This is a genomic window from Daejeonella lutea, from assembly GCF_900168015.1.
Lineage (GTDB): Bacteria > Bacteroidota > Bacteroidia > Sphingobacteriales > Sphingobacteriaceae > Daejeonella > Daejeonella lutea.
The window spans coordinates 718,153-737,643 of record NZ_FUYR01000001.1 but is presented as its reverse complement, the minus strand read 5'-3'; the positions used below and the strand labels follow the sequence as shown (position 1 = coordinate 737,643).

At 44.0% G+C, this 19,491-nt stretch carries 12 protein-coding genes; 3 read left to right on the top strand and 9 right to left on the bottom strand.

The features are described 5' to 3' along the window. Positions 1-161: 161 nt before the first annotated feature. The 3 genes from B5X60_RS03150 to B5X60_RS03140 all read right to left on the bottom strand — a co-directional run bounded on the left by B5X60_RS03150 (position 162) and on the right by B5X60_RS03140 (position 5,925). The gene (locus B5X60_RS03150) at positions 162-1,850 is read right to left on the bottom strand and encodes a RagB/SusD family nutrient uptake outer membrane protein (protein WP_079701200.1); all 1,689 of its coding nucleotides are present in this window, start codon (positions 1,848-1,850) and stop codon (positions 162-164) included. A gap of 10 nt (positions 1,851-1,860) precedes the next feature. Continuing rightward, the gene (locus tag B5X60_RS03145; RefSeq protein ID WP_079701199.1) at positions 1,861-4,878 is read right to left on the bottom strand and encodes a SusC/RagA family TonB-linked outer membrane protein; all 3,018 of its coding nucleotides are present in this window, start codon (positions 4,876-4,878) and stop codon (positions 1,861-1,863) included. Between the two features lie 156 nt (positions 4,879-5,034). Then, positions 5,035-5,925, bottom strand: coding sequence for an inositol oxygenase family protein (locus B5X60_RS03140; protein ID WP_079701198.1), 891 nt, complete (start codon positions 5,923-5,925; stop codon positions 5,035-5,037). A 170-nt stretch (positions 5,926-6,095) separates the two neighbouring features. Between B5X60_RS03140 and B5X60_RS03135 the strand changes: the two genes are divergently transcribed. Both B5X60_RS03135 and B5X60_RS03130 read left to right on the top strand, forming a co-directional pair. Then, the gene (locus tag B5X60_RS03135) at positions 6,096-7,106 is read left to right on the top strand and encodes a LacI family DNA-binding transcriptional regulator (protein WP_079701197.1); all 1,011 of its coding nucleotides are present in this window, start codon (positions 6,096-6,098) and stop codon (positions 7,104-7,106) included. A gap of 16 nt (positions 7,107-7,122) precedes the next feature. Next, positions 7,123-7,890 (top strand): PI-PLC domain-containing protein, encoded by a 768-nt coding sequence (locus B5X60_RS03130; protein WP_079701196.1) that lies wholly within the window; start codon positions 7,123-7,125, stop codon positions 7,888-7,890. Positions 7,891-7,954: 64 nt separating this feature from the next. Here the strand turns inward: B5X60_RS03130 and B5X60_RS03125 are convergent, their stop codons facing one another. The 5 genes from B5X60_RS03125 to B5X60_RS03105 all read right to left on the bottom strand — a co-directional run bounded on the left by B5X60_RS03125 (position 7,955) and on the right by B5X60_RS03105 (position 15,511). Continuing rightward, on the bottom strand, positions 7,955-8,683 hold the full coding sequence (locus B5X60_RS03125) for a (Fe-S)-binding protein (protein ID WP_079701195.1): 729 nt from the start codon (positions 8,681-8,683) through the stop codon (positions 7,955-7,957). Positions 8,684-8,937: 254 nt separating this feature from the next. Beyond that, positions 8,938-10,248: an MFS transporter gene (locus tag B5X60_RS03120; protein WP_079701194.1), complete on the bottom strand. Its 1,311-nt coding sequence runs from the start codon at positions 10,246-10,248 to the stop codon at positions 8,938-8,940. 114 nt (positions 10,249-10,362) lie between these two features. Next, the gene (locus tag B5X60_RS03115; RefSeq protein WP_079701193.1) at positions 10,363-11,082 is read right to left on the bottom strand and encodes a head GIN domain-containing protein; all 720 of its coding nucleotides are present in this window, start codon (positions 11,080-11,082) and stop codon (positions 10,363-10,365) included. A gap of 84 nt (positions 11,083-11,166) precedes the next feature. Beyond that, on the bottom strand, positions 11,167-13,440 hold the full coding sequence (locus B5X60_RS03110) for a cation:proton antiporter domain-containing protein (protein ID WP_079701192.1): 2,274 nt from the start codon (positions 13,438-13,440) through the stop codon (positions 11,167-11,169). A gap of 175 nt (positions 13,441-13,615) precedes the next feature. After that, positions 13,616-15,511 (bottom strand): RecQ family ATP-dependent DNA helicase, encoded by a 1,896-nt coding sequence (locus tag B5X60_RS03105; RefSeq protein WP_079701191.1) that lies wholly within the window; start codon positions 15,509-15,511, stop codon positions 13,616-13,618. Between the two features lie 106 nt (positions 15,512-15,617). On the opposite strand from B5X60_RS03105, the gene B5X60_RS03100 reads away from it, so the two are divergent. Next, a complete protein-coding gene (locus tag B5X60_RS03100) occupies positions 15,618-18,857 on the top strand; it encodes an amidohydrolase family protein (RefSeq protein WP_079701190.1) in 3,240 nt (1,079 codons plus the stop codon). Positions 18,858-19,069: 212 nt separating this feature from the next. On the opposite strand, the gene B5X60_RS03095 is transcribed toward B5X60_RS03100, so the two are convergent. Beyond that, positions 19,070-19,468: an META domain-containing protein gene (locus tag B5X60_RS03095; RefSeq protein ID WP_079701189.1), complete on the bottom strand. Its 399-nt coding sequence runs from the start codon at positions 19,466-19,468 to the stop codon at positions 19,070-19,072. Positions 19,469-19,491 lie beyond the last annotated feature (23 nt).

Genomic DNA, 19,491 nt, shown 5'->3' with positions numbered 1-19,491 from the left:
AAAATGGTCATTTACCGACCTGAAAAAGTCTTTTATCTTTGCTCCTTATTCCTTGCTCCAATGAACAACTATCTTTTGGGAAATTACGATCCCCTTGGAATTCACACCCCCGAGTCTTGATTCTTGGCTCTTGTTTCTTGGTTCTTGCTCCTTGCTCCCTTCTAGTATCCCGGATTCTGCTTCAAATACCCCGGCAAATTCGACGCACCGTCGATTGCAGTTTGTGGTATCGGAAACACCCTTTTATTCTTATCAGAATTGGTCTTTTCAGTCCAGGTGCCTTCATATTTTCCAAAGCGGATCATATCAGGGCGTCTGAGCATCTCCCAGTAAAATTCAAAGCCACGCTCGCGGAAAAGAATATCCAGGGTCATGGATGTAAGCGGAGCCGCTGGTTTAGTGAATGTACGTGCGGCTCTCACAAAGTTCGCGTCAGCTAGTGCACTGGCAGCATCTCCTTTTCTTAGCTTGGCTTCAGCACGCATCAGGTAAACATCAGCAAGACGCAGGATCACGATATCGTGCTCCCCGAAGTTACGGCCGCTTACCGAGGTCTTACTGAATTCATATTTCAGCACTCTGTAGCCGGTATTATAATTACTGCCGGCAACGGTATAATCCACATTTTCAGTGAAATCAACTGGCAGTGTCGGCCTGTTGCGGGTATTGTAAAATAGTTTACCAACTTTCATCTTGCCATCTGCGCACTTTTCAAATACGCCGTTAGTTCTCAGCAGTCCGTATTGCTGACCGCGCAGGATACCCCTGTTCACATTAAATACGGCAGCATCTACACACTCGGCAGCTGGATTGGTATAGATGTCCAGGTTTTGTCTGTGGAAACGCGGATCAGCTACTGCCGGATCAAGCGGAAGATTAGCATTCACCCAGGTGCGGTAAAAGTCTGGGGTAATAGCCGGTCCATCGGTTCCGTTGGCTCCGGTATAGGCCGGAAGCGGGAACTGGTCGCCGGATATAGAGAAGTATGCCATACGGTTATGGCCGTTAAGGTTCGCGCGCTGATCCACAGCGAAGATCAGTTCTTTATTGGTGTGATTGTTATCATTGAAAATGGAGAAGTAATCTGCTGCTAAAGCATACTGACCTGAATTAATGATCTTATCACTGTATTCGATTACCTTATCCATGTCCTCCGTTTTGAAGGTAAATGTGGGTGCATATACGTCGCGATATACCGCTGAGTTCAGGTATAGACGGGCAAGCAGCCCCCAAACCCCACCTTTGGTTAAACGGCCGGGGCCGGTGGTATTTTCAAGTACTGGCTCGATGGCAAGTAGTTCTGATTTGATGTAGGCAATAGCTTCCTCTCCTCGAAGGATCTTCGATGTTTCTTTTACATCTTCTTTCACAAAGATTAAACCCCAAAGGTCAAGCGTAAGCATGGAGTAATAAGCTCTCATACCTCGTGCTTCTGCCAAAAGAAGTTTTGCACTCGGATCAGGGTTAGACGGCAGCGCATTGATTGCCGTTACAGCCCGCGACAATCCAATCAGGATATGGTCCCAGGTGTTCTTCACATTCACATCCGAACTGATGTTTTCATGTTTGTGAAGCTGCTGATAGATGCCGTTATCGCCCCAGTCGGTACCGCCGCGGAATGGCAGGATGGCCTCATCAGTCGAGATCTCCTGCAGTGAAAAATAATTGGTGTGCGTAAAGATATCTTCAAGCTTTGCGTATGCCGGCACTGTTATGCCTTCTGCCTGTTGGAGACTGGTTAATCCGCTGGTTGAGGCTTCGTCGAGGATATCTTCTTCGAGCTTCGAGCAGCTATTCATTACTGTCAGGCCTATAGTAAGCAGGAACAGGGTTGATATTTTCTTTTTCATTACTTAAATATTAAAATGAAAGGTTTAGACCAAAGATTACTGATTTTGCCCTCGGATAACTTAGAAAGTCTATACCGTAAGACGATACCCCGCCAATGGCACGGTCAGCATTTACTTCTGGATCGTAACCATCGTATTTGGTGATCACAAAAAGGTTTTGTCCGGTTACCGACAGACGCAAGGTATTAGCCCAGCCTATGCCGAGTTTACTGGTATTGAAGTTATAACCAAGTGAAGCATTGTTCAGCCTGAAATAAGCTCCATCCTTCAGATAACGGGTGCTCACCATGGCTGCATTATTGATCGATTCTTTTGTATTAGCAACTGATTCTGGTGTTGCATTCACGTTCTTGGCAAGTCTTAATTTAGAGAAGCCCACATTAGCGGTATAGTCGTAGGTTTTGTTGCCTGACACCCCGTTCATGTTTACGCTCAGATCAAAGCCTTTAAATGCCACGCTTCCAAATACACTATAAAGCATATCAGGTACTGCGGTTCCTGCAGAGATCCGGTCTTTATCTGTAATGATATTATCTCCGTCGAGGTCGCGGTAGGTGCTTAAACCGTTGGCATCAAATCCGGTGAATTCTTTCAGGAAGAATGTCCCGATTGGCTGACCATTGAGGTATCCATTGATAGTGGATGAGGTGATCCCTGCACCTGATACCGAACCGGAAGGAATTATAGAATATGGCGAATTCTCAACTTTGTTCTTGGTATGGGTGATATTTCCGCCAATATTATAAGTGAAATTATTTCCAGTGGTATGGCTGTAGTTAAGGGCAAATTCAACACCCTTGTTGGTAACGGTCATGTCTTTCACATTCGACCATACCGTTGATGCCGGTTGAACAGGATCTGCTGGTATTACCTGTAACAGGATATTATCAGAGACTTTGTTAAACACATCAAGGGTTCCTGACAATGCGCCATTAAACAATCCAAAATCAAGTCCTATGTTAGTTTGCTTCGAAGTTTCCCACTGAATATCCGGATTGGCAAGCCTTGAATACGTTGTACCTGCGGCGTAAACAGAAGTAGAGTTGAGCGGGTAGCTGGCCGATGCCAGTGAACTAAACAGGGCCTGGGTGATCTTTGGTGGAATTTCCTGGTTTCCGGTGATTCCGTAACCCGCACGCAGCATGAGGTTGCTGAACATGGAATTCTTAAGAAAACTTTCTTCAGATATCTTCCATCCCAATGAGAACGACGGGAAATAGCCATACTTGTTGTTCGCTCCGAACTTCGAAGAACCGTCGGTCCGGAAATTAGCCGTCAGCAAATATTTACTGTTGTATTGGTAGGTTACCCGGCCAAAGAATGATTGCAGCTCATTATTGAATGCAAAACCTCCGGGGCGATTATTTGCGAGGGTAAGCTCCTGACCAACACCAGGGTTATAAATCGGGTCTGCATTACCCACAATAAATTTGTTAATACTGTAATTACGGCCCTGAACAAAGATCTTCTGGAATGAGTGACCACCCAATGCTGAAACATTGTGCTTATCGTTGCTCCAGTTCCAGGTCAGATAGTTTTCTATCAAGGTGTTTTTATTTATGTTGTAATAGGTTTCCAGCCTGCCGTCAATCAGTGGCACGGTACTAGGAAGCGATTCAACATCACGTGTAGAGGTAGAATTATCTACTCCAAAATTCAATTTATAGACCAAACCTTTAAGTATTCTTAGGGATGGCGAGATGTTTCCGATCACCCGGTTGATAGTGGTTATCTCCTTATTCAGGTCCAGGTAAAGAAGCGGGTTATTGGTTCCCTGATAAACCGCAGGGGCTCCGGCCGAATTGCGGGCTGGGTAGGTCGGATTGTAAACAATAGCATCGTTCAGTAAACTGGTGATTGGCGGCCTGCTATTTTTTGTATTATTTGCACTGATATTCACATCGACCATCAGGCGATCGTCCAGGAACTTTTGGGTTGCGTTGAACCTCCCTGAATATCTTCCCATTTGGTTTTTCCTGATGATGCCTTCCTCCTGCTGTGAACCTAAGGATGCAAAATAAGATAGCTTCTCCGAGCCACCGCTAAGGTTAAGGTTATAATTCTGTGTCAGACCTTGTCTTGTAATTTCATCTTGCCAGTCGGTATCCCCTCCTTTATCATCTAACACGCCTCCAACCTTTGGAACTTCGGTACGAAACTGCGCCGCAGTAAAAACAGGCAATGCTCTGGCTATTTTAGAAATACCTACGCTGCTTGAAAAGCCAAGCATTGATGTACCCGCCTTGCCCCTTTTTGTCGTGACGATGATAACACCATTAGCACCGCGGGATCCGTAGATCGCCGTTGCAGATGCATCCTTCAACACGTCGATCGATTCGATGTCTTGTGTATTGATAAAAGCCAGTGGATCACCGCCCCCGGTGCTGGAATTATCCAGCGGTAAACCGTCGATGACGAATAAAGGGGTACTTCCTGTCCTAAGTCCGCCCGGTCCCCGCACCGTTATTCCGGTTGCCGCTCCTGGCTCGCCGCTGGCTGCCGTAACGTTAACCCCGGAAACTTTACCTTGCAGGAGCTGCTGAGGCGAGCTTATTATCCCTTTGTTAAATTCCTCACTTTTTAACGACTTAACCGCACCAGTGATATCTTTTTTATTTTGGGTACCATAACCAACCACCACAACCTGCGCCAGTTCCGCCTGATCAGGCTTAAGTGTAATTTCAAGTCGCGACCTGCTTCCAACAGTAATTTCCTGGGTGATATAGCCCACATACCGGATGACAAGCACCGCATTATTGTCCGGTACCTGCAAACTGAATGCACCATTCGCGTCGGTACTGGTGGATTGACCGCCTCCTTTTACAGCGACACTGGCCCCAACCATCGGCTTGCCGTCGAGCCCATCAAGTACAAGGCCTGAAACCGTCTGTTGAATTAAAAATGTGGCATTTTTCCTGGCGAAACCTTGTTCTGCGAGAGCCACATCAGGGAAGAATGCGCATGGAGCGGCAAGTAGTAATGCCAGACCAAGATGTACGCAATGCCTTGAATAGTAAATTTTTACCATAAATAATGTTCTTTTAAAAAATGAAATTGACTGTTGTGAAGAAAAACAATTTAATTGCTGTTTCTTTTACGATGCTGGTTATCTAATTATTAAATTATAGGTGTACTCAGTTAGCGTCCCTTATACAGGGAAGTCCTTTTTTTGATCAGTTTTTTCTTAAAACTTAAGGGTAGCGGGAAGATACTTTGCCACCAGATCCTCATAGTAAGGCTTCAGCTTTTTCCAGTCAGGTGGCTCAGGATTTTTTGAGTAGAGATCGTAGGGGTTGAATAATTTTACCCATTTCAACATGCTTCTGTCATGGTCATCCAGAAGGTATTCATACTCCCCTTCACGATGCCATGCGTAGAATGAATGGTAGCGCAGCATATACAAGCCTTCTTCGGGTAAATGATCTTTCATCATCTGATAAACATATTCATCATGTCCCCAGGACATATTCACATTCCGTAAACCGCAGCCTTTTTCGTAGACGCCGTATTTCGTTTGATATTCAGGGATGGAAAAGTCAGAGTTATATTTGAAGAATTCAGGATAAACAATTTTATCGGAATACGCACAGCCTACCGGGAAGGTATCACCTACCACAGCCCACTGAGGTTCGCCGAAAAGGCAGAGTACTTTACCCATGTCGTGCATAAGTCCTACCAATACCATCCAGTCCGGGTGGCCGTCGCGGCGGATTGCCTCGGATGTCTGCAGTAAATGCTGGAACTGATCAAGATCTGTATCAGGATCTGAGTCATCTACCAGTTGATTGAGGAACTGGAAAGCTTCCCAAACCGGCATTTCCTTTTTATTGAAATTGAGATAATTATTGCGCTTTTCCTGAACGAAATCAAAGGTCTGATGCGTATGATTTAAACGATAGAACTCCTTTACAGTATCTCTGGCAGGGTCGTCGTAATTACGATACTCTTCAGTTGATTTAGAGGTAGCGATAGTATCAGGCTCCGGATATCTTTCAAGGACATCATCTTCCCATACATCGAGGCTCGATAAAGGATTTAATTCTTTTTCGGTGAACTTCTTTTGATCGTTAATCATAGCAAACAGTTTTGATTTTAAAGAATTGCAAATCTAATTTTGTAATTTTTATGCTATACTGTTGTATATTACTCTGACTTTATTTGCGAAACCGTTTTCGCAAATAAGGAGGAAATGGTCTGTTGTTTTGTTCGCTCTATTAGCAACGCAGGGTACAGCCAATTTTAGCTATGAAGAATATCAATATTAAAGATCTTGCGCGAGAGCTGAATCTTTCCGTGGGAACAATATCCAAGGCGTTTCACGACAGCTATGAGATAAGTGAGGATACAAAGAACCGCGTGCTGGAAACTGCGCGAAGGCTGAACTATGTACCCAACCCCTACGCCAGCAGTTTACGCGGGCGACGGAGCAAGAATATTGCGGTTGTTATCCCTGAGGTTGCTGACAGCTTTTTTTCGCTGGCTATCAACGGGATTGAATCAGTGGCCAAGGAAAAAGGCTATCATGTACTTATTTGCCTTACCCACGAGAGCTTCGAGAACGAAAAAACTATACTGCAGGAATTCCAGGGCGGACGAGTTGACGGTGTATTGATGTCCGTTTCGCGGGAAACATCCGAAAGTGCACACATCCTGAACCTGATGGGCAACGGAGTACCGTTAGTATTCTTCGACAGAGTTTTAGATGAGATAGATACCGCCAAGATCACCACTGATGATTTTGAAAGTGGCTACAAGGCCACTGAACACTTGATTCAGCAAGGTTGTGATAACATTGGATTTCTGGGAATCTCAGAATGCCTTTCGATTAGCAACCGACGGCTTGAAGGGTATCAAAAAGCCCTTAACGATTATCATGTGCGTTACGATAGTCAACAGATCATAAACTGTACAAATGATGCGGTTCAAAATGACATTCTGATCAGGGAATTATTGCAGGGGCCGAACCGACCGAACGGCATTGTTGCAACTGTGGAGAAACTAACTACCCCGGTTTACAGAGCATCTGAAGCGTTAGGCCTCAACATTCCAGCCGATCTGAAATTTGTTTGTTTTTCCAATCTTGAAACAGCCTCCATACTTAACCCATCCCTAACCACCATTACCCAGCCCGCATTCGAAATGGGAAAAATAGCAGCCACCCTCCTGTTCAAATCCCTGGAAAAAAATGATTTTAATTTAAGCAAAGAAAGCCAGGTAGTTCCATCACGTTTTATAATGAGGGGGTCGACCATATAACCAGAAGTACATTATCATGAAAAGAAACATAAAATCAATTTCGCTGGTATTACTTACAATCCTATGCAATTTCGCAATTGCGCAGCCAAAGAAATATTCTACCTCAAACGCACACTCGCACAACGACTACCTCAATGCCTCACCCTTTTATGCAGCGTTTAAAAATGGCTTCGCATCGATAGAGGCGGACATTTATCCGCTTAATGGGAAATTACTTGTTGCGCACAGTAAAAAGGAAATCAATGCTGAAGCGACCCTAAAAAAACTATACCTCGAACCGCTAGCTCTGGAACTTTCTTTTAATCCGTCAAGGAAAATAAAACTGCTGGTTGATATAAAGGATAATTATAAGGCCAGTTTAGACCTTCTTATTCAGGAACTGTCACCACTCAAAGCGTTCCTTTCTTCGCCAGATGCCAACAAACCCCTGACTATTTTAATTACGGGAACAAGGCCGCCGCCATCAGAATATAAAAATTACCCTTCGTATCTGATGTTCGATGATGATCTCAAACTCGCACATACTCCTGCGGAATGGCAACGGATCGGCCAGGTTAGCCTCTCATTTACCCGTTACTCGACATGGAAAGGTGACGGGAAACCGTCTAAAGCTGATCTTAAAAAGCTAAAGCATACCGTTGACAGCGTCCACAACGCAGGCAAAACCATCCGATTCTGGGCCGCACCCGATAATACTACGTCCTGGAAGCTACAAAAGAAACTACGCGTTGACCTGATTGGCACCGATAAGATTGAGGAACTGGCAACATTCCTACGGAAATAGTAAAACGTTCACCTTTACAAGCGTTTAGACAGCTGTCAACTGTCAACAATCAACTGTCCACTAGTTAAACGTTCCCCCAACCATGCGTCAGCACATCCGCCAAATGCATCGTCTTAATTTTAAGCCCATGCTCATCGATATAAGCCTGCAGGTTGATCAGGCAGGATGCATCTGTTGAAATAATATAATCGGCCTCCATCTCAAGCGCATTATTGATTTTCTGCTCGGCCATGGCACTGGAGATTCCATCAAACTTCACGGCAAAGGTGCCACCAAATCCGCAGCAGACATCGGTATCCTTCATCTCTACCAGGTCAAGGCCATGCACTTTATTCAGGAGTTGACGCGGTTCTGCCCTGATATTACATTCACGAAGGCCGGCACATGAATCGTGATACACAGCCCGCCCTTCCAGCTCAGCTCCGAAATAATCTTTACCGGCAACGTTGACGAGGAAATCTGACAGCTCATGAATATTACCTTGTATATTCCTGCACTTGTTATGCACTATTGTATTGGTAAATAAGTCATTATAGTAATTTTTAACCATGCCCGTACAAGACGCAGACGGCGAAACAATATAATTCGTTTCAGAAAAATCATTTAAGAATTTTCCGCCAACGGCTTTTGCTTCCTCCCAATACCCCGCATTGAAAGCAGGCTGCCCGCAGCAGGTCTGTTCCGGATTATATTCCACCTTATAGCCGGCCTTCTCAATCAGCTTGGCTGTATTGAAAGCGGTTTGCGGGTATAGCTGATCAATAAAACAGGGTATGAAGAGTTCGACGGTCATATAAGGAGTATCAGGTATAAAGTATCAAGTAGCAAGTATCCAGTAGCAAGTAGCAAGTAGCAAGTAGCAAATATCAAGATTCGAGTATCGTCTATCAGGTAATGGGTATCTATATTGAAATGCGTAGCTAAACGAAATATAACTTGTCCAATGACGTCGACTTTTAGAGGCTCATAAAATAAAACCGCCCAAAATCTTGATACTTGATACCTGATTCTTGATACTATTCAGAGTGCTAAATTCCGAAAAAAATACTACCTGCGGGTAATCTCAGGTTGATTTTTATCTTTTATTAATAGTAGTGACAGCAAAATCAGCAGGCCGATGATAAAAAATCCGGCGAGACTGATAGCTGAATTACGCATGCTGCCGGTAAATTCTTCGATATAAGCAAAGCTAAACAGGCCAATGACTATCGCAATTTTCTCCGTTACATCATAAAAGCTGAAAAATGAAGCCGTATCAGGTGTATTCTCGGGCAGGAACTTGGAGTATGTGGAACGTGAAATGGACTGGATCCCTCCCATCACAAGGCCGACAACCGCGGCAATGATGTAAAATTGAAATTCATTCTGAACGAAGTATGCAGCACAGCAAACGCCTATCCAGATGGTAAGAACAAAGATGATCACTCGTATATTCCCAATCTTCTTCGCGAAATATGACATGATAAGGGCTCCCAGTATTGCTACGATCTGTATGACCAGAATAATTGCAATCAACTTGGATGTTCCGAGCTTAAGGACCTTCTCGCCAAAGCCAGCGGCCACGAGCATGATCGTTTGCACTCCCATAGAATAGAAAAAGAATGCCAACAAGAACCGTTTGACCTGGGTCATCGATTTTAGCTGCTGCCACACCTTCACGAGCTCTTCAAAACCATTGCTCACTTTGCTTTTGACAATCTTAGCATGATTCATACTACCTGCCGGGAGTTTTCGGAACGGGATCTGAGCAAATCCAATCCACCAAAGTCCCACCAGCAGGAAGGAAAGCCTTGCAGGAAAGGAACCGTCGGTTATCCCGAAAAGCTCAGGTTTTAGCACAAACACAAAACAAATGATCTGCAGGACGACACTTCCCACATACCCGTAAGCGAATCCTTTTGCACTAACGCGGTCCTGCTGATCCACGCTCGCAATCTCGGGTAAATAGGAATTATTGAACATCACGCCACCGATATAACCCATCGCTGCAAGGGAAAAGCAGATAATACCGAGTTCAAGGGTTTCCAACTTGAAGAAAAATAATCCGGCACATGCTATACTTCCTACATAAGTAAAGACTTTCATAAACGTCTTTTTGTTGCCACGAAAGTCAGCTATAGATGAAAGAACCGGCAGCAGCAACGCCATGATGAGGTACGACACACTCAGTGCATAATTTGAAAGTGCAGTATTAGTGAAAGTCCGGCCGAAAAATGAAACCTGGTCGCCATGTTCCTGTGTTGTGGTGATGATGGTGTAGTAAGCAGGAAAGATCGTAGATGTAATAACAAGATTATAGGAAGAATTTGCCCAGTCAAACATAGCCCAGGCTTTAATAGTCGATTTGTTATTTTGCATTTAAGGGAGCTTTGTTTCGGGATTGAATATAGGAAAATACCATCGAAACCGCAGGCTAAATAAAGAGATTCCAGTCCGATCAAAGTAATCGGCTGGAATTATAAAAACATTGAATTAGTCGATCTTCTTCAGGCTCGAAGCACCGGATTCGTCGTTCTTTATTTTTGTGGGATTTCCGCGGTACTGTACATCACTCGACCCGCTTGAACTGATTTCCAATTCATTGAGCACGTTGATGCGTGAATCACTGGCGCCGGAACTTTCAATGCGGTACCTCCCCACAACAAAGTCAAGTGCGTCAACCGAGCTCGACCCGCTCAGGTCCAATTCGTGAGAACCTGCCTGACCTTTAAGAAATATCTCTGACGCACCACTTGAAGAAGTCTTTACATTAGCAGCGTTGATTTCGAGGTCTACTTTGCTTGAACCGCTTAAATCCAAGTCAAAGTCGTTTACGGTAAGCTTTCCGTCCCCAAGAATTTCAACGGCTCCTGATGCCTCGATTCCCTGATATTCCTTGGATGTAACAAATACCGTTATCGGACCAACATCACAGAAACTTCCGTCGAGGTCGATGATCAGCCTGTTGCCTCGAACATAGGTCTCAAGCTCCTTCATTATATTATCATCTGCTGTTATTTTCAAAGAGTTAACAGGTCCCTGTTTCAATATCACTTTAATTGACCCACTCGTTTCCACGCGTGTAAACGAACCTACATCCCTGGTTTCGGAAACCTGGTTTCCAGACCCGCTCACGCAATTGAATCCATTGCATGAACTGAAAAGCACACCTACAGCAAGGCTTCCGGCTATAATTTTTGAAGAAATATTCATGTTACGTTTTTTACTTGGACGCAAAGTTTTAAATCTGGTTACACAAGATATGAATTTGCAGGAAAACAAACAGGAATGTTAACGTTAACCTGCATTTCGTGAAGACAATTCCTGGATTTTTTTCCGTTCGCCTACTATCCAAACAATATCATCCCATTCGAAAACAGTTGTTGATTCAGGGTTGAGAATCCGCTCATTATTTCGTTCAATCCCGATGATCAAACCATTGGTACGTTCACGAAGGCCTGAATTACGAATTGTAACACCTTTCAGCCTTGTATATTCGTTCACCACGATCCGCTGTAAGGAAATATCATTCACATGCATTACGGTACTCTCCACATGAACCACGGAATCAAACACAGGCTTAAATGATTGGATCTGATCATCAGTTGCAATAATTCCAACCTGGTCAAATGGCAGGAGTATGCTGTTACGATCGGGGGCAAGAATCATTTTATCTCCCCGTTTAACGTAAACAAGATTAACTCCATACTTTTCCCGCCAGGCTAGTTCCGGCAGTGTTCGTCCAATATAATCCGCACCAGGGGGAACTTCCAGCTGTACGATATGAGCATCCCACGGAGTTAGTTTAGCTTCGAGGGCAGCATTTTTACGCGACACGTTTGCATCAAGCGAGTTGTATTCATCGTCCTCACGGGCGTTGAGATTACCAAGAAACCTTAATTCAATGCGCTGATAGAAAGCCTGGATGCGTTTAGTAAATACAAATATGATCACCAGGATTATCGGCACGGCGATAAATATTGCTATTTCGGTATCGAATAACTCAAATACCCAAAAAGCAACCAGCAGACCGCCGATTAAAATCCGGGCTATCTCCAGAAGTAAAAGGGGGCCGCGACTGTATTTTTTCTCCAGCCACATTTCTTTATAGGCCATATTATTTGGACGTTTGGCCATTAAAGCCCATAAAAACGGAGAAGCAAATATTAAAGAGACAAGCAGGCCAATAGTACTTCTTGTGGTAGCATCCTTGATCTGTTCGCTCAAAAAGGGCATGAAGAAATTTATTGAGAACACAATTAGCGCCAGTAAAATGACGCCGTTTGTGAGAATAATCATTCCGTACGATTTCAAAACAATTTTCCAGTCGTTCTCAGCCTGGATAGCCTGGGTTCCTGAGGAGTAGTTGTTTAGTCGTTTTACCAGCCTGGCCGGCAGAACACGTTCCAAAAAGTCGTAAAAGGGACCTGAAAACCGGATGAGATATGGAGTAGTAAAAGTTGTAATAGCAGAAGCACCAACAGCAACGGGAAACAGGAAATCCGATATTACACCCAGGGACAAGCCCAGGGTAGCTACGATGAACGCAAACTCTCCGATTTGAGCCATACTCATCCCCACTTGGACGGATTGTTTTAAGGGTTGCCCCGAGATGACAGCACCGATAGTGGTGCTGAATAGCTTTCCGAACAAAGTAAGAAGGGTTACAATGACTACCGGCCAGCCATATTGAACAATAGCTTCCGGGTCGATCATCATTCCAACAGAAACGAAAAATACTGCACCGAAAAGGTCCTTAACTGGCTTGGTTACATGTTCCACTTTCTCCGCAGATGTAGTCTCGGCAAGGATGGAACCCATAATAAATGCCCCAAGCTCGGCAGAAAATCCAACCTGGGTAGCCAACACAACCATCCCAAGACAAAGCCCTATTGAAATGATCAGCAAAGTTTCATCATCAATCAGCGATTTTGCTTTTTTGAGCAGAGTTGGTATAAGAAAGATCCCGCCAATAAACCACAAAGCCAGAAAGAACAGCAGTTTGGATATGGTGTATATTATTTCCCCCCCTGCAAATTGCTTGGTAACAGCTATAGTTGAAAGCAAAACCATCAGTAAGATCACCACAATATCTTCTACCACCAGCACACCAAAAACGATACGGGCATACTGTTTGGTTTTTACACCTAATTCGTCAAATGCCCTTATTATGATTGTTGTAGATGAACTGGCAAGCATCCCTCCAAGGAACAAGCTGTCCATGGTAGACCAACCCATCAATTTACCGGTGAAATATCCGGCTACTGTTATAAAAACGATCTCTACAAATGCTGTAATCGAGGCGGACCCACCTACCCGTAATAATTTCTTAAAACTGAATTCCAGGCCCAGATTGAAAAGCAGGAATATCACACCGATCTCGGCGAGAATTTCAATGTTTTCATTATCAGCAACCGTAGGTAAAAGATGGAAATGAGGACCAACCAAAAAGCCGGCGATAATATAACCGAGCACCAATGGTTGCTTTATTTTCCTAAAAATAAGAGTTGTGATTGCGCCAGCTATTAGTATGAGAGCTAAATCGCGGATAAGGTCAGGCAGGTGTCCCATGGCCGCAATTTAAGTTTTTCAATGAAAAAGGCGAAATCCCTGCGATTGCTTAGTGTAAAGATGTACAGGATACTGGAAATCACTGGCACGGGTTCACTCTCAGAAATATCGGCCACTAACAACTAAATTAACTGGTATGTTTTGGCTTTTCAGGCAAACTAATAAGTTTCTGCAGTCAGGAAATGTAATAGTATTCGCCATTCGCCTTTATAGTTCCTGCGTCGAGCAAGATTCGGATAACCTCAAGTTTTTCCTTATCGTTTCCTGCCTTAACCGCGTTTATAAGATTATCCAGCAGCAAAGAGTTATTGCTTAAAACATTAAGCACATCTTTGATAATCTCATCGGTGATCGTCTCCTTTTTACCTGCTCGTTTTTTCTCAATACAAACATCACAAATTCCACATTCAGGGACATGACTTTCGTTGAAATACTTGAGCAACTGCTGGCTGCGGCATTTAGGTGTTTCGGCGTAAGAAATAACTGAGCTGACCTGCTCCTGGTTAATTTTAAACCTATCAGCAAGATAACGGGCATTGATCTGCAGGTGCTGGTCATCAAGTCTTTGTTTTAAAAAAGTAATATGCGGTTTGTCAGTTTGTTCGATATAGCTAAGGATCTCCATATCGTGAAGCTTGCGCAGTATTTGGCTTACTTCCAACTTGGATATCCCCAGTCTTTTGGCCAGATCGGTTTCCTTTATTCCAACAAACTGATCAAATAAGCCTCCATATGATCGAAGCAGGATTTTTATGAACGAATCATACGCTGGCTGTTCAACCTGAAACCGGTAGATCTCTTCCTGTCCAATTAATATCTGCACCCGCGAAGGCAGGTAAACCGTTTCGCTTAATGCAATATATTCGTCGTGCTCCAGAAATTTAAATGCATTCAAAGTTTTTATGGCATCCAGTTTAAACCGATTACAGAAATCAGCTATGTCGATTTCTAAAGTCAAGCCCTCTCCTGCACCATATGCAATCTGAAAGTAATTGCCCAGATGATGATAGGCCAGCTTAATCTCACGGACTGAGGGATAGCTTTGCTCGAGCTTTTTTAGCAACCGGGTCTTATCAGCATTATTATGAAGTAAAACAGCATAGGCTTTCTTCTCATCCCTGCCGGCACGCCCCGCCTCCTGATAGTAGGCTTCAAGGCTTTCTGGCAGGTCCAGATGCACCACGAAGCGAACATCGCCCTTGTCGATGCCCATTCCAAACGCATTAGTTGCTACCATCACACGCGTTTGGGAGTTCTTCCATAACATCTGTTTTTTTGTTCGGGCAGCACTGTCCAGTCCCGCATGGTAGTACTCTGCTGTTATTCCTTCCAAATTGAGCAGACGGGCAATTTCCTGGGTTTCTCTTCGATTCCTGACGTACACAATTCCGGTACCTTTAACATTCCTGGCAATTGCATAAAGCTTACGCAATTTATTTTCCTCGTTGTAAACCAGATAGCCCAGATTTCTTCTTTCAAACGACTTGCGGAATACGTTGCTTTTACGAAATTTAAGCTTATCCTGAATATCCAGCGCAACAGTGTCGGTAGCCGTAGCTGTTAAGGCCAGAACGGGGACTTTTGCATGCAGTTCGCGCAATTCAGATATATGAAGATAAGGCGGACGAAAATCATATCCCCATTGTGAGATGCAATGTGCTTCATCAATTGTTATCAGGTTTACGTTCATATGCCTGATCCTTTCACGTACAAGGTCTGAAAGCAAACGTTCAGGTGAAAGGTACAGAAACTTGATATTACCATATATACAGTTATCAAGTGCAATATCGACCTCCCTCTTCCCCATCCCTGAAATGATTGCGATGGCTGAAATGCCTTTCTCCCTGAGATTCTCAACCTGATCTTTCATGAGGGCGATCAGCGGCGACACAACGATGCATATCCCTGGCTTTAATAAAGCAGGCACCTGGAAACAAACGGACTTACCCCCACCGGTTGGCATTAGCGCCAGGGTATCATGTCCATCGAGTACAGACTGGATAATCTCCTCCTGCATAGGGCGAAATTTGGCAAAGCCCCAGTATGAATGGAGGATCTGATGTATGGTCATTGGGAGAAGGTAGAAATGGCTAATGCTTCGCCAGATGGCTAATTTACTAATTTGCGCATTTACTAATTTACTAATTCGTTATTTTGCGAGTTAATTGTTTGATTAAATGAAGAAATCCCTTTTTATAATTTTAGCCCTGATATTTAGCCACACAGTTTTCGGACAGCAGAACGCGAAATGGAATGTTGAGAAACCAGCTGGCCCTAGTAAATCTTTTTCCTTTCAGACCAACGAAGGCACCTGGATGAATTTGGATCTTAGTCCTGACGGTAAAGAAATTGTTTTTGACATGCTGGGGGATATATATAAAATGCCTGTTAGCGGCGGTAAAGCGACTTTGCTTGCAGGTGGACTCGCTTCAGAAGTTCAACCCCGATTTAGCCCTAATGGAAAACTGATCTCGTATACCAGCGATAAAGAAGGAGGGGATAATATTTGGGTGATGAATGCCGATGGCTCAGGCAAACGTGCCATTACGAAGGAAACTTTTCGCCTCTTAAACAATGCTGTATGGACTCCTGACAATCAATACCTGATAGCCAGAAAGCATTTTACAAGCAGCCGTTCGCTCGGTGCCGGCGAAATGTGGATGTATCACGTAGCAGGTGGTGGTGATGGAGTACAGCTTACAAAAAGAAAAAATGATCAGCAGGATGCAGGCGAGCCGGAAGTATCCCCAGATGGTAAGTATGTTTATTTTTCGGAAGATGTTAGCCCGGGACCAACATTCCAGTACAATAAAGATCCCAATGGCGAAATTTATAATATCAGGAGACTGAACAGGGAAACTGGCGAAATAGAAACCATAGCTGGTGGTGATGGCGGCGCAGTACGACCGCAAGTATCGCCGGATGGCAAGAAACTGGCCTTTGTAAAGCGCGTACGGCTAAAAAGTGTTTTATTTTTGCAGGATCTGGAAACTGGTGAAGAATGGCCGGTTTATGAAGACCTTACTCATGATCAGCAGGAAGCCTGGGCGATTTTTGGGGTGTATCCAAACTTCTCCTGGACTCCGGATAGCAAAAACATCATCTTCTACGCCAATGGTAAAATAAAAAACCTGGAGGTGTTAACGCAATATGTTTCTGAAATTCCTTTTGAAGTTAATGCTACCCACTCGATTACTGAGGCACTACATTTTGAGCAAAAGGTTTTCCGTGATGAGTTCGATGTGAAGATGGTGCGTCAGCTTAGCACGTCTCCAGATGGAAAGATGATTGCCTTTAATGCAGCCGGATATATTTATACCAAAGTACTTCCGGATGGTGTTCCTGTGCGCATAAGCACCGGGACCGATTTTGAATTCGAACCTGAATTCAGTCCCGACGGACGTTCAATCATATATGTAAGCTGGAATGATGAGCAAAGAGGTTCTATTTTTAAAAAGGACCTGCAGTCGCAGATGATAACTAAGCTCACTTCAGAAAAAGGATACTATTACAGTCCAAGATTTTCGAACAGGGGCGATAAGATCGTTTTCAGGAAAGGTATTGGAAACGATGTTTTAGGCTATGCTTTTGGCAAAAATCCGGGAATGTACATTATGCCATCTGAAGGTGGCAAGCCAAAACTTGTTTTGAATAACGGTATCCGCCCGATCTTCAATCAGGATGACACGCGCATTTGGTTTCAAAGCAATGAATCTGGAAAAAAAGCACTTAAAAGTGTTGACTTGAATGGCGGTGGTGTCCGTACTCATTTTACTTCTCAATATGCAAATATATTCGCTCCAAGTCCTGATGGGAAATGGATTGCATTCACCGAGCTATTTAACGTTTATATAACCCCATTGGTCAACACAGGTACCGCGGTTGATCTTTCGGCCAGCAATAAATCTATACCGCTGACTAAAATTACAAGGGACGCCGGAACATATATTCACTGGAGTAAGGATTCGCAAAAATTAAACTGGACTTTGGGTCCGCGTTACTTTACCAGGGAGATAAAAAATGTATTTCCCTTCCTCGAAGGAAGCGGCGATAAGTCTGCAAAGGTTGACACTGCTGGAATTGATATTGGCTTGAAGCTTAAATCTGATCTTCCTGACGGAATCATCGCAATCACCGGTGCACGCATCATAACGATGAAGGGCGATGAAGTTATTGAGAATGGAACAATCGTGATTGAAAAGAATAAGATTATTGCTATTGGAGCTAATATTGCGGTTCCGGCTGATGCAAAGGTTATCAATGCGAACGGAAAAACTATTATGCCGGGAATTATCGATGTTCATGGCCATCTTAGAGCCAGCGGTGATGGTGTATCCCCGCAGCAGGATTGGAGTTATTATGCTAACCTCGCATACGGAGTGACAACATCGCACGACCCTTCTGCAAACACGGAAATGGTTTTTAGCCAGTCTGAAATGCTAAAGTCAGGCAGAATGGTCGGTCCAAGGGTTTATTCAACAGGAACTATTCTGTATGGAGCAGACGGGGATTTCAAAGCAGTAATTAACAATCTCGATGATGCCAGATCGGCCCTCAGAAGAATGAAAGCTGTGGGTGCCTTTTCAGTAAAATCATACAATCAGCCGCGCCGCGACCAAAGGCAGCAAATTATCCAGGCAGCTCGCGAGCTGCAGATGGAGGTTGTACCTGAAGGTGGCTCTACGTTTTTTCATAATCTTACTCATATCGCGGATGGACACACCAGCATCGAGCATAACATTCCTCCTGTTCCGGTTTATAAGGATGTAAAAACATTCTGGAATAAAAGCACTACTTCTTACACCCCAACGCTGATTGTTAGCTACGGATCTCAATCAGGTGAGAATTTCTGGTACGACCGTACAAACGTCTGGGAGAACGAGCGTCTGCTCAGTTATACTCCAAGAAATATTATTGACTCACGCTCCAGAAGACGGACAACTTCTGAATTTGCTGACTACGGTCACATTGATGTGTCGAGGGCAGCGAAACAGCTTGCGGATGGTGGCACTAAAGTTAATTTAGGAGCGCACGGACAGATCCAGGGAATAGGTGCTCACTGGGAATTGTGGATGCTCGCGCAGGGTGGCATGAGCCCGCTACAAGCTATTCGGAGTGCTACGTTAAACGGAGCCGAGCACCTGGGTATGGGAAAAGAATTAGGCTCACTGGAGACCGGCAAGCTTGCCGATCTGATCGTTTTGGATGCTAACCCTCTGGAAGATATCAGGAATACTGAAAAGATTAGGTATGTGATGATCAACGGCCGCGTATACGATGCAGAAACGATGAACGAAACAATCAGCCGCGAAAAACCGCGGGGCTTATTCTGGTGGAAGATGAGCCGTGGCGAAAGCTTTACTATCCCGCAAGGAAATGTTGAAACTCACGTTTTTACGCATCCCGAATGTGACTAAGACGAAGAATTAAGTAGTATGTATCAAGAATCAAGATAAGCCTGTTTGGATTTAGCAGGATCACACGAAAAATGTGGTAGTAAGACACGGAAATTAAGCCCTGCCATAAACGCTGCCGACGGTCAAATCTTGATACGCGATGCTCAGCCTGCCGCCGGGCAGGTTGATACTTGGTACTCAATACTTGCTACTTGCTACTTGATACTTAATCCCTATCTCTTAAACGTAAGCGCAAGCTTATCACCGGCGTATAAATAAAGCATATCAGCTTTAACTTCATACTTTGTTGTTTTTTGAAGGTGAGTGATGATCTGATTTTCATCATCCATAATTCCTTCACAATACATTTTGGTTGATCCTATTCCTGAAAACGTAATCTTTTGGCCAATCATTTCATATTCTGAAAAGAATGAGTTGCAAGCAGCTTTTCCGCTGATCTTGTTTTCTTTTTCATCAAATTTAATAAAAGCCCTATCGCCATAATTAACTGGTCGTTTCTCGATTGAAATCAACTTCCAGTTTGATTCACCAAGCTTTGGCTGGTCGGCGGTGGGTTGTATGGCATTACATGATGCCAAACTAATCAGGCACATTAGTAAAAAAAGTTTCATGATCTTGTGTTTTATAGCTTCCT

Excerpts from the sequence above, each read along its gene's own strand:
- B5X60_RS03150 (WP_079701200.1), bottom strand. The coding sequence starts at position 1,850 with ATGAAAAAGAAAATATCAACCCTGTTCCTGCTTACTATAGGCCTGACA.
- B5X60_RS03145 (WP_079701199.1), bottom strand. The coding sequence starts at position 4,878 with ATGGTAAAAATTTACTATTCAAGGCATTGCGTACATCTTGGTCTGGCA.
- B5X60_RS03140 (WP_079701198.1), bottom strand. The coding sequence starts at position 5,925 with ATGATTAACGATCAAAAGAAGTTCACCGAAAAAGAATTAAATCCTTTA.
- B5X60_RS03135 (WP_079701197.1), top strand. The coding sequence starts at position 6,096 with ATGAAGAATATCAATATTAAAGATCTTGCGCGAGAGCTGAATCTTTCC.
- B5X60_RS03130 (WP_079701196.1), top strand. The coding sequence starts at position 7,123 with ATGAAAAGAAACATAAAATCAATTTCGCTGGTATTACTTACAATCCTA.
- B5X60_RS03125 (WP_079701195.1), bottom strand. The coding sequence starts at position 8,683 with ATGACCGTCGAACTCTTCATACCCTGTTTTATTGATCAGCTATACCCG.
- B5X60_RS03120 (WP_079701194.1), bottom strand. The coding sequence starts at position 10,248 with ATGCAAAATAACAAATCGACTATTAAAGCCTGGGCTATGTTTGACTGG.
- B5X60_RS03115 (WP_079701193.1), bottom strand. The coding sequence starts at position 11,082 with ATGAATATTTCTTCAAAAATTATAGCCGGAAGCCTTGCTGTAGGTGTG.
- B5X60_RS03110 (WP_079701192.1), bottom strand. The coding sequence starts at position 13,440 with ATGGGACACCTGCCTGACCTTATCCGCGATTTAGCTCTCATACTAATA.
- B5X60_RS03105 (WP_079701191.1), bottom strand. The coding sequence starts at position 15,511 with ATGACCATACATCAGATCCTCCATTCATACTGGGGCTTTGCCAAATTT.
- B5X60_RS03100 (WP_079701190.1), top strand. The coding sequence starts at position 15,618 with ATGAAGAAATCCCTTTTTATAATTTTAGCCCTGATATTTAGCCACACA.
- B5X60_RS03095 (WP_079701189.1), bottom strand. The coding sequence starts at position 19,468 with ATGAAACTTTTTTTACTAATGTGCCTGATTAGTTTGGCATCATGTAAT.